A 14637-nucleotide genomic window follows, 5' to 3' on the forward strand; every position below is an offset into this window, starting at 1 on the left:
ATAAATTATCAACTGGCAACGGCTACCTGTAGTCGGTTACCGGTATGCATATGTGCAATAGTGGTGGCTACAGGCTCAAAATAATCCGGAAGATCCCCGTTGAACAAGAGATAATCCTTTACAAACATGGCCTGATTATAATAATTATTCCTGGACATATTTACCTGCCACTGTGGGAAATTCATCTGTTGTAAAGATTTCAAAGCTGTCTTGAATCGCACCATGCGGGTAAACAGCTGGGGCGGTAACCCGGTAACGGTAGTGAATACACGCTCCATAGTGGGGCGCGACAAATGAAATATATGCGCCAGCTCTTCCAGGCCTACGTTTCCTTTTCGGGCTACCAGGTAATCAACCATCTCATCTACCTGGCGGAGAGAGCGACTTCCCGCTTCCAGGCAATTACGATAGGCGCTGTTCAGCATTGAAATAATACCGTCTGGCTGCCGCGCAGTTGCCAGATTAGCCGCCAGGTCCTGCCACATGTTAGTGGAGCAGGTATCCAGATTGCGGAAATAATTGGTAAAAGAAGGCATGTCAATTCCCAGCAATTTGTAACAGCCGTAAGCATTCAGCTGTACAATCACAATTTTTACGGGTCCTTTCACCTGCAACTGACAAGCGCAGGTAAAATGCCCAATTACTGAGTTGGCTGGGAGCGTATAAGCGGGATGGTTGGTTGGCTTCACCGTGGCTTCGCCCTGCTGGATAAAGGCCATGTACTGGTCGCCAAGGGCAAATAAGCTTTGTGGTAACTGAATAATGCCACGGGTATTGTCTTCCCAATAGTAATACTGCTTAACATAGGGACGCAATGCGTCTTCCGGTTGGAAAATATGGAAGTTCATAGGCACGATGTTTCTGGTTTAATAGGATATTACTAGCATAGGCCCAGGCTTACCTAGGGTAAGTCGGCAGGGTAAATATATGTTAAAAAATATATAATTATTATTTTTTTATTACATGTGAAGTGTTTTGTAATATGGATGAGTTCGATAATGTGTAACCGAAGAATGCCAAAATAATAAAGCCGGCGCTATCTGGTAGTGCCGGCTTTATTATTTTAAGCTAAAGGAATTTTATTTCGTGAGTTCAAAGCCCCAGTTAATACCTTTCTCTGTAGCGGGAACGCCTGATTCCATCCATTCAGGAGCTGGCGCGCCTTTCAGGAAATGGTCGAAGAACTGTTGTTCTCTGCGGGAGATATCTTTACGGTTCTGACGCTGTACCAGGTTATGTGCTTCATTGTTGTAGTTCAGCATCCAAACCGGTTTACCCAGTCTGCGCAGCCCGGTGAACATTTCAATACCCTGATACCAAGGTACTGCCCCGTCGGCGTCATTGGCCATGATGGTGATAGGAGTATTCACTTTAGGCAAGGAGAACAGCGGTGAGTTCTGTATGTACAGATCTTGTTTTTCCCAGAGGGTAGCGCCGATACGGCTTTGGCTTCTCTCATACTGGAACTGTCTGTTCATACCACTTTCCCAACGGATACCGCCATAAGCGCTGGTCATGTTGGCTACTGGCGCACCTGCCCATGCAGCCGCAAAGATGTTGGTTTGGGTAATCAGATAAGCAACCTGATAACCGCCCCAGCTCTGGCCCTGGATACCCATATGTTTACCGTCTACGTATGGCTGTTTGGCCATATCTTCCGCAGCACTTACGATATAATCATATGCGCTCTTGCCTGGATAACCATCTTCGTAAGTGATATCTGGTGCGAAGACCAGGTAACCGCGACTTACAAAGAAGCTAATATTCAGGCGGGAAGGGGTAGGAGCGGGTGGATTGTAGCCATACAGGCCATCTGTCAGCTTCTCATAGAAATAGAAGATAACAGGATATTTTTTGTTTGGATTGAAATCTTCCGGTTTGTAGAGGATACCTTCTGCTTTTTTGCCGCTGAAAGTAGTCCACTTGTATAATTCGGCAGTACCCCAATTGAAATCTTTCTGCTGAGGATTGGTATTGCTCAGTTGCTCTGCTTTGCTGATATCAGCTCCTGCAAAGATGTTGGGAGAGTTTACATAGCTGGCTTTTACAAAAGTATATACGTCAGCATTTTTAGCTTTTGCCAGATCTGTGTAGCTGTTAGGAGTCAATACGATCTCTTTTGGTTGCGCTGCTTTTCCTTTTGCACCAGGCAACTGCAGAGAGAAGTAGCCATTGTATTTGGTGGTGTCGGAGAAGGCGGTGAGGATGCGGGTCTGTCCTGGTTTCAGGAAGCGCTCTTCTTCATCCAGGCGAACCATGCGGAAACGGATACCGTGTTGACGGCCATAACTGCTGGTGATATTTACTGGCGCTTTTTCTCCGGAAGGGTCCAGCTGCCATATATCGTAACGGTCATAGATCAGTACATGACTGTCATTTTCCATCCAGCCTGCAAGTCCGTATGCTTCTGGAGAATCCGGATGATCGTCTTCTTCATCATAGACTTTCACAGGTACATTTTTGCTGATATCTGCGAGTTTACCGGTTTCGTTATTGTAAGCCCACCAGTGTTGTCCTTGCAGATCATACCAGATGGTATATTTTCCTTTCGGAGAAATGGAGTACATGCCATCGAGTTTGCTTTTAATCTCTTTTCTGCTACCATCGGTCACATTAACGAGATAAGCTGTTTTCAGGGTACGGCCTACCCATTGCATTTGTACACGTTCTCCTTTATCGGTATAGCCCAGTGCAAAGTTGCTGTTGCCCTGATCTGCGGGGATCACTGTTTCAAGATCTTTGTCGCCCAGTTGTATCATGCGTTTGCTGGCAGGATAGTATACGGCGGCATAGTTTCTTTTCAGTTCTTTGTCGGCATTTTTCAACTGCATGGGTTGCAGGTAATCATCTTTATAGTTCCAGATATCCAGTTTTGCCACTTCGAAATCAACAATATTGGTATCCTTTACTGGCAGTACCGGTGCGGTACCGAAGAAGATACGTTGATTGTCTTTGCTGAAGGAAATGTTGCTATGTTGGCTAACTGTCCATTTGGTAGGGATGGCGCTGTTGCTTTTTTCTACTGCGATGTTTGCGCTGTCCATGCCTGGTTTGAAATAATACAGGGCATAGAATTGCTGGAGGGATTTGGCGCTGTCGCGGGTAGCGAAGTAAGCGGCTTGTTCTCCTTTATCATCGAATGCGAATTGTTTGTAATCGCCGTATCCTCTGCTCAGGGTGTCAGCTTTACGGGTGGCATTATGCCACAATAAAACGCCTGTTCTGGAGAGAGAATCTTTTTTATCGCTGTTGATAGCTACCAGTAAGTTGTTGCCTGGTTTGCTGATGGCATAGGCGCCGGCGTTCTTGATGGTATCTTGTTGTCCGGTCAGCAGTTGACGGATAATGAGTATACCATTTTCGCTTTTATCGCCGCCTGGTTTATCATCGTCATCGGCGTCTGCATCTTTTTTGACATGCTTGGCTACCTTGCCTTTGGAGCTGTCTGCTGCAGGAGTAGGCGCTTCTGTGAGGAATGCCAGTAATCCGTTGCCTTTTTGAGGCGTTTTAAAGGATTTTACATTAGCCATTTTCACCAGTTGCCCAGTGGTCAGGTTGACGATGGCCATAGAATCCTTGGGCATTTCAGGCCCTTTCTTTTTCTTAATTTTAGCCTCCCTGGTATCCTTGAACAGTGGTTTGATGGCTGCGATCACGAATTTGGAATCTTCGGTGATCACTGGCATATTACCACGGGGAATGATGATATCTTTCCCTGTTTTACGATCATGGATGATCAGGCGACCATCACCTTCCTGCGGATTAATGGTATAGGCAATCCATTGTCCGTCGTTACTGATAACTTTTGCTCCGGCAGATTCCCATCCATCGTACACGCTGTGATCCAGCGGTTTTTTGGATGGTTGTTGCGCATAGGTCATAAGGGCAGATCCCATTAAAAAGGAGCCCAGCATTAATTTTCTCATAAGCGCCAATAATAGACTTTAGTTAAACGGGCTGAAATTACAAAACAGAACTGGTGTCTTCATAAAAAAAATGGATGAACGTCGTCGCGGCTTCATGGAAAGCCGGGGCATTTTCAATAGTTTTGGCCAAAAGTTCCCCCGAACCAATGAACAACGCCACAACGGATACAGAGTTATTGTTGGGTATCTCTACCGGAGATGCAAAGGCTTTCAGGGTTTTTTTTGATACCAACCGGAAAAAATTATATGCATTTATTTTGCATATGGTGAAGTCGCGCGAGGTGGCAGAAGAAATTGTGATGGACGTCTTTATGCGTATCTGGCAGGGGAGGGATTTATTGCGACTGGTGGATAATATTGACGGATTTCTCTTTAAGGTAGCCTACAATAAATCGGTGGATTTTCTCCGGGCTGCCGCCCGTACGCCGGAGTTGGAGCAGGCCGTATGGGAAGAACTCCAGCCGGCCAGCGATGTACATGCCGATACGCGGTTGCTGTTGCGCGACTATGAGGAACGGTTGCGGGAGGCGATGGAACTGCTGCCGCCAAAACGTAAACAAGTGTATCTACTGAGTCGCGAGCACGGGCTGTCTCACGACCAAATAGCGGATATGTTACATATTTCCAGGAATACTGTCAACAACCATATCGTTACATCTCAACAGTTTATAAGAAATTACCTGGTGAAAAACCTGGATCTGGGAAGTACTGCATTTATCGCTTTTATCATCAGCCGTATCTAGCCATAAAATTTTTTTTTCGGTAGAATAGTTATACCGGTTAATTCTGTCGTCATTACTTATAAGAGCATCTTACAGTGAACAACGAAACTATGCCCAAGGCAAGATGGAATCATATTGTAGAAAAATATCTGGATAATACCTGTACTCGTGAAGAACTGCAGCAATTACTGCAATGGGTAGAGGAAGACCCGGAGAATGTGCATTTCGCAGCTATCCTGCGCGACCATTGGGAGCGCCTGGAAGCCGATATGCCAGATGATGCTGCCCATTGGGATCAACGTTTCGAAGCCCTTACCTCACAATTCTCTCCTCCGCCAAAACGCGTCATTCGTTACCGGCCATGGGTGGCTGCTGCAGCCGCTCTATTGTTGCTGGTGTCGATTGGCGTGGGATATTTCAAATACCGGCCCGTTAAATCCATTGTTGCTTCCCCAGAAGCTATTGCAGTACATGATGTGGCGCCTGGTGGCAATAAGGCCATGCTCACGCTGGCAGACGGTTCTGTTATTTCGTTGGACAGCGCGGCCAACGGCCTGCTGGCACAGGAAGGAGGTACCAGCGTCAGTAAGCAACATAATGGCCAACTGGCCTATAAAGGCGCGAATAATACCGGTGAACAGCAGTTTAATACCCTCAGTGTACCGAAAGGAGGAACCTATGCCCTCATCCTGCCGGATGGTAGTAAAATCTGGCTGAACTCCGCATCTACCCTACGTTTTCCACTAGCCTTCGGGGCAGAAAGAAAGGTATTGCTCACAGGCGAAGCCTACTTCGAAATCGCCAAAGATGTAAAACATCCTTTTATCGTGGCGGTTAATAATACCGAATTGAAAGTGTTAGGAACCAGTTTCAACGTAATGGCATATCAGGATGAATCCAGGTTGACAGCCACACTGGTGGAAGGCGCCCTGGCGGTTAGCCATGAACATAAACAAGTAGTCCTGAAACCTGGTCAGCAGGCGAATATACCTGCAGGCAAAGAAGTTATTGATATCTCCAACGCCGACCTGGAAGAAGCCCTGGCCTGGAAAAATGAAAGATTCTATTTTAATAATACCGATATCCATACCGCTATGCGCCAGCTGGAACGCTGGTATGATGTACATGTGACTTTTCGCGATTCACTTAATATGCGCCTGAATGGTACTATCAGCAGGTCTGTAAATATTTCGAAAGTGCTTAAAATGCTGACGTTTACGGGCGAAGCTAACTTTTCTATCGAGGAGAAAACCGTCAGTGTAGGAAAATAAACTATCTATTTTTTCGTCAACCAAAAACTGAAGAAACTTATGAAAAGCAACTAACAACCATTGGCATTATAAAAAAACCGGAGGTGTAGCAGCACCCCCGGCGAGTTTGAAATAATGCCTGCAACATCCGACAGAACGTATTCAACACTTCCAAACAGTAACAAAAGTATGTATTTACGCACTCTAATCAAAGGTATGCGTAGGCGTAGCCTTTGCCAGATCACAATCATTCGTGTGATGCAACTGAACACCTTTTTAATATTAGCATGTATGCTGCAAGTCCATGCAGCAGGCTTTTCGCAGAGTAAAATTAATATCACGAAGAATAATGCCACGCTGCGGGAGGTATTTCGTGAAATCAGCAAACAGACAGGCTATGATTTCCTGTACACCAATAAGGTACTGTCTGCCGGCAAACGCGTGTCCCTGGATATGAAAGACGCGGCACTGAAAGATGTGCTGGTCAAATGTCTGGAAGACCAGCCTTTGAATTATACTATTCTGGATAAGACAGTGGTGATCAAAATACAGCCGCCTGCGGCAGCCACGCTATCCGCTGCCATGGCTGTTCCGCCAATCGATGTGAAAGGTGTGATCACCGATGAAAACGGCAGTCCGATTCCGGGCGCCACCATCATGATTAAAGGAACCACCAAAGGAGTAGTAACAGCTACGGACGGTTCCTTCCATATCGCCGCCCCTGAAAATACGGTGCTGGTGGTGTCTTTCATGGGGTTTGAACCAAAAGAGATAACTGTCGCTGCTGGCGGCGGTCCGCTCAACATCGCCCTGAAAGCAGGTAATACGGCGCTTACAGAATATGTAGTGACGGCATTAGGTATTAAAAAGGAGAAAAAAGCCCTGGGTTATTCTATCCAGGAAGTAAAAGGAGAGGATCTTACCAAAGCCCGCGAATCCAATGCGGTGAGTGGTCTTACCGGTAAGGTAGCCGGCCTGGTAATAACGCCAAGTCCAAACCTGTTCGGTGATCCGGGTATTGAATTACGCGGACGTACCAACGTATTAGTGGTAGTAGACGGGGTACCTATTAGTACCGACTCCTGGAACCTAAACGCAGATGATATTGAGTCTTATTCTGTGCTGAAAGGAGCCAATGCCGCGGCGTTATACGGCCAGCGTGGCCAGAATGGCGCTATCCTGATTTCTACCAAAAGAGCAAAGAGTAATAAAAAAGGTTTTCAGGTAGACTTTAACTCCAGCACACAACTGCAAGCAGGTTATAACTCTATCCCTAAATACCAGACAGAATACGGTCCTGGCGATGATTTTAAGTATGCCTTCAAAGATGGCCGTGGTGGCGGTATCAATGATGCCGATTACAATATCTGGGGCCCTCGCTTCGAAGGACAGCCTATTACCCAGTATAACAGCCCTAAAGATCCTGTTACTGGCCAGTTGACGCCTATTCCATGGTTGGCACGCGGTAAAAATAACCTCACCAACTATCTCCGCAACGGCTTACTCAGCACCAACAATGTGGCTATCTCCACAGCTAATGACAAAGGCGATATGCGTATCTCCTTTTCTCAGGTGGCACAGCGCGGACAGGTTCCTAATACCAAGTATGGAAGTACCAGCGTAAATTTCAACGGCGGAATCAATATCGGAGAAAAACTGCGCGTAGATGGAGCAATCAACTATAGCAAACAATATACGCCTAACTATCCGAGCCTGGGCTATGGCCCCGGCAGCCTTATCTATCTGATCACCGTATGGGGCGGCGTAGATTATGATATCAACGATCTGCGTAACTACTGGCAACCTGGTAAAGAGAATGTACAGCAGTATAACCGCGAATACACCATCTATAACAACCCATGGCTGATCGCCAATGAGGCCACGCACTCTTATTACAAAGATGATATCTACGGCCACTTACAGCTACAATATCATATCAGCAAGAAACTGGATTTCAAAGTGCGCTCTAATGTGAGCACCTGGAACCGTCATCAGGCATGGCGTTATCCTATCTCGGCCGACTTCTACGAACCCTATCGTCGTGTAGGCGGTTACCGTGAGCTTTATGATTATTTCTGGGAAAATAACACCGAAGGCGGATTTACTTATAAAGACAAGTTCAGTAAAGATTTCAGCTTTACCGGATCATTGCTCGCCAACCTCCGTACCGTGAAAGTAAGTAGCTTAAGTGGCGCTACCAAAGGAGGTTTGATTACTCCAGGCGTATATGACCTGGGCAACTCCAAAGAACAGAATTCTCCAGTGAACGATTATGCAAAACGTCAGGTGGCGAGTGGTTACGGCTTCATTGATATGGACTGGCGCAGCATGATATTCCTCAGTCTGACCGGCCGTTTCGACCGTTCTTCCACTATGCCTGTAAAAAATAACACGTACTTCTACCCATCGGCTTCCCTCAGCTTTATGCTGTCTGAAATGTTTCATATGCCGGACTACGTGTCTATGTTAAAACTTCGTGGCGCTTATGCAAACGTAGCAGGAGACCTGGTTACAGGTACGGACAACTATGATATCTATAAGCTGCTGGCCAACTATAATACCATAGGTACCCGTTGGGATAATAACGTAGGTATTACGTATACAGGTACCCGTTATAACCCTGACATTCTGCCTAGCCGCGTAAAAACAAATGAAGTAGGTCTGGAAGGTAGTTTCTTCGGTAACAGACTGGGCTTCGACGTCGCTTATTACCGTAATGTGGAAGGTCCTGGTATCGTGAATGTGACCGTGTCTTCTGCTTCTGGCGTTTCTACTATTCAACGTAATGCAAATACGTATATCCGTAAAGGTGGTGAGGTAACACTCACTGGAGCGCCTATACGTAAAAAGGATTTCTCCTGGGATGTAATGGTGAACTGGTCAACTAACCAACGCTGGCTGAAAGAAATCGATGGTATCCAGACACGTACCGGCATGATCAAAGTAGGCGATCGTGCAGATGGTTACTATATCACCGATTTTCAGCGGGATAAAGATGGTCAGATCCTCGTGGGTAATGATGGTTTGCCTTTATATAATCCGTTCCAGACAAAGATTGGATATGAGCGTAATAATTTCATGATGGGCGTGAATAACACCTTCCGCTATAAGAATTTCTTGCTGAGTATCCAGGTAGATGGCCGTTTTGGCGGTCTGATTAATAATTATGTTGATGGTTATCAATGGCGCTCTGGTACTGCTCCTGCATCGGCGAGCAGCTATCGTTATCAGGATTGGATGCACCGCGATGATCCAAACTGGGAAGGTACTGTTATGACCAACGGTCAGAAAGTAGTTTCCGGTAAACTCAATACCGACAGAGATGGTAATATCATTTCCGATGATCGTAAATATGCGCCAAATGATGTACCTGTATTGTGGAGAGACTGGGCGACAGATTATTATACGGCAGACAGAAGTCTGGTACACAGTGCTACTTTCGCCAAACTGCGTGAAGTAATTCTGACTTACCGCATACCGGCGGCTACATTAAAACGTACCAATATATTCACGAATGCCAGCATTTCCCTGGTGGGTCGTAACCTCCTGTACTTCACCAGCAAATACAATAAGAACATAGAGCTGGATCAGTATACCACTGATAATGCAGGCTTCCAGACGCCTTCTGTGAAAAGCTATGGTGTGAATATTAACCTGTCCTTCTGATCTTATTAAACGAACAAGAAAATGAAAGCTGTAATTTCAAGATATATATTAGGTGCGGCACTGGCAAGCAGTTTATGGGGATGTGAAAAAGTAGCCACGTTACAAAAAGATCCTTCCGCAGTTTATGACGGTAGCCCGAAACTATTGCTCACAGGACTTTTGATCAATATGAAAGATGGTCCCTGGAATGATGTGCAACGCCATAATCAGTATGCTACACAAAACAACTCCTATTATTATGGTCAGCCTTATGACTGGACCACCAGCGGGGAGAGTTTCAGTGCCTTTGATCGCTTGCGCGACGCGAACCAAATGACCATCGAAGCTATTAAAGGCGGCGATGTAGCCAAAGGCTATCTGCCACTGGCGAAATTCTTCAAAGCATGGTTCCTGGTTCGGGCTTCAGAAATGTATGGCGATATTCCTATGTCTGACGCCATTAAAGGCATCAGCAACGATAACTTTACCCCTAAGTATGATGAACAGAAAGAGGTGTATCGTAACTGCCTGCAATTGCTGGATACTGTTAATACAGAACTGACGGCGCTTGTAGCGGCCAACGTAAAAGTTGAAGGAGATTTCTACTACAAAGGAGATCTTTCTAAATGGCAGAAACTCGTAAACTCATTCCGACTGCGTGTATTAATGAGTCTTAGTAAAAGAGTAGATGATAATGCAGACCTGAAAATCAAAGAGCAGTTTGCTGACATCATTGGCAATCCCTCCAAGTACCCGCTGATCCTGACAAACCAGGATAATCTGCAATTGGTTTACAACAGCAATGCCCGTGATAATAACTATCCGCTATGGCCTGCAGACGGTATTGTAATTAAAAATGACATCAACAATAACCTCGCGTCTACCATTGTTGAAATATTAAAACAAACGGCTGATCCGCGACTGTTTGTAATGGCTTTACCTACCGATTCAGCGAAGAAAAGCGGCGATCCTTTATACGCTACGAAGTTCACTTCTTTCCGCGGCGGTTCTGTAGGTATGATACAGTCGGAGTTGAAAGACCTGGCTACAGCCGGCAAATTTTCCCAGTTGAATTACGACTTCTGGGAAGCAACTCCAGCGGGCGTTCCATGCATACAGCTGGGCGCTGCCGAAGTGAATTTTACCATTGCGGAAGCCATTAACAGAGGATGGGTAGGCGGAGATGCCGCTACTTATTATAATGCAGGTATCCGTGCGAATATGGCGTTCTATAATATTGCAGCTGCTACGCAGGATGCATTTATCGCTAATCCGGTTAATACCTATGGAGGCAATACAGCGGCTGGTCTGCAACAAATTCTGATACAGAAATATGTTGCGTTTTTCCAAAACTCCGGCAGACAGGCATTCTTCCAGAATCGTCGTACTGGTATCCCTACTTTTGAAGTGGGGCCTGCCAATAAGAACTCCAAGATGATTCCTGTAAGATGGAAGTATCCATCATCAGAATATGATACCAACAACAAGAATTTGCAAGATGCGTTGAAGCGCCAGTACAATGGTTCTGATACGCAAAATGATAAGATGTGGCTGATTAAATAAGCTTAACTTATCATGCTGAAAATCGGGCTGGTCCACCATTGGGGCCGGCCCGTTTTTTTTGTGCGACTGCTGGCTGCTGGCAGTCTGGGATATTATAATTGTTGCATCCGTTAATCCATAATTATAAATCTCCCCTTATGAAAATGAAATTTACCCTATCTGTATGTCTGTTGCTCATACAACTGCAATTACGGGCCCAGCATGTATTACAGTCAGATACTTCTTCCAATGGCCAGGTGAATTATATACAACTGGATGTGAAACAACGTCCGGTGGCTGCCGCCGATGCCTATGGATTTATGAAATCAGCATTGAAACTCACCGCAGATGACACGCTGCGTCCGGTGCGTAATATTACAGGCAGTAATGGCCGTAATCACCGCCTGTTTCAGCAGTATTACAAAGGCTATAAAGTAGCGGAAGGTACTTATGCCGTACATGAGAAAGATGGTCTAATAGAGGCCGCCAATGGTAAAGTTGCCACTGTAGGCAAGGTGAGTCTGGATGTAAGTATCGATGAGACCACCGCCCTCACTACTGCATTGGGCACTGTAAACGCCGTAAAATACGGCTGGCAGGACCCCGATGCGGTGGCCAGGTATCGTGAAGTCAACCATGATCCTAATGCCTCCTTGTATCCTAAAGGAGAGCTGCTCATCGTCAAAGATGACAGCATCACGCACAAATACCGTTTGGCGTACAAATTTTTTGTGTCTGCGCTACAGCCTTATCAGGAGCTGGAAATATACGTGGATGCCGGCACTGGCAGGGTATTCAAGAAAGTATCTCTGATAATGCATACAAATGTAGCAGGCGGGGTACAGACTTTATACAGCGGTTACAATGCCATCACGATGGATAATTACGGTACCAACTTGTACCGGTTGCAGGAAACCCGTACCACTAATGGTAAAACGGCGGCTATTCAAACATTTAACATGAATAACGGTACCGCGTATACGAATACTGATTTTACCGGCACTACCCAATACTGGTATACAGCAGAAGCAGGTAACGATGTACATTGGGGAACTGAGAAGGTTTTTGATTACTGGGCTTCCATCCGTAACTGGAATAGTTTTGATAACAGTGGCACCGCTTTACAAGGTTATGTACATGCCAATCTGATTGGAATGGGGTATGGAAATAATGATAATGCTTTCTGGAGTAGTGCTTATCGTCGTATGACTTATGGGGATGGTACCACCTCTTTTAAAGCAGTTGTATCGCTTGATGTGGTTGCACATGAGATCGCGCATGGTATAACACAATATACTGCCGTATTGAATGGAGGAGGTGAAACCGGCGCATTAAATGAAGGGCTCAGCGACATTTGGGCTGCTACCATTAAGTCGTGGTCAAACACTTATAAATCCACCTGGACGATAGGCGATGAAATTATGAAGAATGGGCAACCTTGCCTGCGTAATATGCAGAATCCTAAACAGGTCGGATATCCTGATACCTACCATGGTACCAACTGGGATTACAACAATGAAGTACATAAGAACAGTACTGTATTCAGCCACTGGTTTTATCTGTTGAGCCAGGGGGGAAGTGGTACCAATGATCTGGGAAATGCTTATGGTGTTTTGGGACAGGGTATTACGGTGGCATCTGATATTGTATGGAATGCGCAATCTACCCTTAAATTACAGGCGAATAGCACCTATGCAGATGCAAGAACAGCCATGGTTGCCGCGGCTACGGAATTATATGGAACCGGCAGCTGTCAGGTAAAGGCGGTAATAGATGCCTGGTATGCAGTTGGGGTAGGTACTCCTTTTACCACAATATCCTTGTCCATTTCCGGTAGTAATGCTTTCTGCGGAACAACTACTTACACCGTGAGTGGGGTTCCTGCTGGCCAAACGGTTACCTGGAGCGTATCTCCGGCGGGTATCGTAAATGTGGTACCTTCTGGTAATAGTGTATCATTAACTAAAGTAACGCAAGGTAACTTCACCCTGACGGCCAGTTTGCCTAATTGTATTCTGGCTACCAAGGCAGTGACTACTGTGATTAGTATGGGCTTGTCTTCCAGCCAGAACGGAACTTGCAGAAGTGGCTGGCAGGATTGGCTGATTACCACTTCCCCGAATATGCCACTTACGAATTATAACTGGACTTCCAATGCTTCTTCTGGTAGTACTATCAACATTTATAGTCCTTCTGGCGGAAGTTCTTATGTGAGCGTATATGGCGGCGGCGGTATTACCATTACAGCGAAAAATGCCTGCGGTGAAAATATTCAGGACGGCGTAACGGTATATAGTCCTTGCCCAAGAACCTTGTTATTTAATGTATCGCCGAATCCAGCTGTGAACAATATTATGGTGAGTCAGCATACCGATCAGGCGCTGGCAAAGGCCAATAATGCGCAGGCGCGTATCAATGTTATCAGTATATATGATCAGATGGGTAACCGGGTACGGCAACAGAAATATACAGGTGTGAATACTGCCCAGTTAAACGTGGGAGGATTACGGTCAGGTATGTACTATATCGAAATAGAATATGATAATACCAAGGAGAGACAACCGTTGCTGATAGGGCAGCGTTAACATAACAGTCAAATGAAAAGGCCGTCTCTACTTAGAAGAGACGGCCTTTTTTGTTTATCAGGCAGTTGCCTTTAATTTTTTATGTTGCCAGGTAACTCTTATCATTTGAAGAATTACAGACAGTATTATACAGGCGAGGCCCCCATAAAAAGCGGGATTCAGGTATTTATTTTCATGAAAGATCACAAATGCCATCACGATGCTATATACAGGTTCCAGGTTGAAGCAGAGGTTTACTGTAAACGGAGAAATCTTTGTCAGCGCGCTCATACTCAGGAGGTACATACAGATGGTACAAGCCCATGACAGGATGAGTAGGTATACCCAGTCCATCGTGCCAGGGAGGAGGCTCGTTACAGGGAACATATGGAGATATATTGGCGCAAACAGCGTCAGTACAGCCAATCCTGTAGAGAGCTCGTAAAAAGTGATGGTTTTAGTATCGAACCGTTTGATCAGTCGCTTATTGAATACAGTGAATAAGGCCGCAAACATGGCCGAGATAATGCCCAATATGATACCGGTTCGGTATTGGGTATCGAAATGGAAGATCAGTAAAATCCCGCCCAGCGTGAGCAGGCTGAGTAGCATTTCCACTGTATCGAAGCGGCGTCTGTTGATCAGTGGATCAAAGATGGCGGTGAAAAGGCTGGTCAAACTGAAGCAGACTACCGCGATGGATACGTTTGCATATTTGATACTGCCATAAAAGAACAGCCAGTGTAATGCTACTACCACTCCTGTACTGCCAATTGGCAGAATATCCTTCCAGGAAAGTTTTTTCAACGTTCCCTGGTAGCGGAAGAGGAAGAACATGGTGATAACGGTGATGAAGAGGCGATACCAAACCAGCATTCCCTCATTGAGGGTAATTAATTTACCCAGAATGCCGGTAAAACCTGCCAGGAATACTGAGAGGTGTAATTCTATAAAAGCTTTTTTCATGATAAACCGCCCAGGGCGGATT

The 14637-nt window shown here is 45.6% G+C and carries 8 protein-coding genes; 5 read left to right on the plus strand and 3 right to left on the minus strand.

Features of this window, described 5'->3' with window-relative positions; translation table 11 throughout:
* Positions 1–8: 8 nt before the first annotated feature.
* Together CLV59_RS11590 and CLV59_RS11595 are read right to left on the minus strand one after the other, a co-directional pair.
* Complete coding sequence (locus CLV59_RS11590; protein WP_111592189.1) at positions 9–848, minus strand: DUF6597 domain-containing transcriptional factor; 840 nt, start codon at positions 846–848, stop codon at positions 9–11.
* Positions 849–1079: 231 nt separating this feature from the next.
* Complete coding sequence (locus CLV59_RS11595) at positions 1080–3926, minus strand: alpha/beta hydrolase family protein (protein ID WP_111592190.1); 2847 nt, start codon at positions 3924–3926, stop codon at positions 1080–1082.
* A 146-nt stretch (positions 3927–4072) separates the two neighbouring features.
* Between CLV59_RS11595 and CLV59_RS11600 the strand changes: the two genes are divergently transcribed.
* The 5 genes from CLV59_RS11600 to CLV59_RS11620 all read left to right on the plus strand — a co-directional run bounded on the left by CLV59_RS11600 (position 4073) and on the right by CLV59_RS11620 (position 13670).
* Entirely contained in the window at positions 4073–4669 is a 597-nt protein-coding gene (locus CLV59_RS11600; RefSeq protein WP_170137716.1) for an RNA polymerase sigma factor, read from the plus strand.
* 89 nt (positions 4670–4758) lie between these two features.
* On the plus strand, positions 4759–5919 hold the full coding sequence (locus tag CLV59_RS11605; protein ID WP_111592192.1) for a FecR family protein: 1161 nt from the start codon (positions 4759–4761) through the stop codon (positions 5917–5919).
* 270 nt (positions 5920–6189) lie between these two features.
* On the plus strand, positions 6190–9564 hold the full coding sequence (locus CLV59_RS11610; RefSeq protein WP_211323810.1) for a SusC/RagA family TonB-linked outer membrane protein: 3375 nt from the start codon (positions 6190–6192) through the stop codon (positions 9562–9564).
* 21 nt (positions 9565–9585) lie between these two features.
* A complete protein-coding gene (locus CLV59_RS11615; protein ID WP_111592193.1) occupies positions 9586–11106 on the plus strand; it encodes a SusD/RagB family nutrient-binding outer membrane lipoprotein in 1521 nt (506 codons plus the stop codon).
* Positions 11107–11243: 137 nt separating this feature from the next.
* Positions 11244–13670: a M4 family metallopeptidase gene (locus CLV59_RS11620; RefSeq protein WP_111592194.1), complete on the plus strand. Its 2427-nt coding sequence runs from the start codon at positions 11244–11246 to the stop codon at positions 13668–13670.
* Positions 13671–13727: 57 nt separating this feature from the next.
* Here the strand turns inward: CLV59_RS11620 and CLV59_RS11625 are convergent, their stop codons facing one another.
* The gene (locus CLV59_RS11625; protein WP_111592195.1) at positions 13728–14615 is read right to left on the minus strand and encodes a DMT family transporter; all 888 of its coding nucleotides are present in this window, start codon (positions 14613–14615) and stop codon (positions 13728–13730) included.
* Between the last annotated feature and the right edge of the window lie 22 nt (positions 14616–14637).

This window comes from Chitinophaga dinghuensis (genome assembly GCF_003259435.1).
GTDB classification, from domain to species: domain Bacteria; phylum Bacteroidota; class Bacteroidia; order Chitinophagales; family Chitinophagaceae; genus Chitinophaga; species Chitinophaga dinghuensis.

Excerpts from the sequence above, each read along its gene's own strand:
- CLV59_RS11605 (WP_111592192.1), top strand. The coding sequence starts at position 4,759 with ATGCCCAAGGCAAGATGGAATCATATTGTAGAAAAATATCTGGATAAT.
- CLV59_RS11600 (WP_170137716.1), top strand. The coding sequence starts at position 4,073 with ATGAACAACGCCACAACGGATACAGAGTTATTGTTGGGTATCTCTACC.
- CLV59_RS11620 (WP_111592194.1), top strand. The coding sequence starts at position 11,244 with ATGAAAATGAAATTTACCCTATCTGTATGTCTGTTGCTCATACAACTG.
- CLV59_RS11590 (WP_111592189.1), bottom strand. The coding sequence starts at position 848 with ATGAACTTCCATATTTTCCAACCGGAAGACGCATTGCGTCCCTATGTT.
- CLV59_RS11625 (WP_111592195.1), bottom strand. The coding sequence starts at position 14,615 with ATGAAAAAAGCTTTTATAGAATTACACCTCTCAGTATTCCTGGCAGGT.
- CLV59_RS11610 (WP_211323810.1), top strand. The coding sequence starts at position 6,190 with ATGCTGCAAGTCCATGCAGCAGGCTTTTCGCAGAGTAAAATTAATATC.
- CLV59_RS11615 (WP_111592193.1), top strand. The coding sequence starts at position 9,586 with ATGAAAGCTGTAATTTCAAGATATATATTAGGTGCGGCACTGGCAAGC.
- CLV59_RS11595 (WP_111592190.1), bottom strand. The coding sequence starts at position 3,926 with ATGAGAAAATTAATGCTGGGCTCCTTTTTAATGGGATCTGCCCTTATG.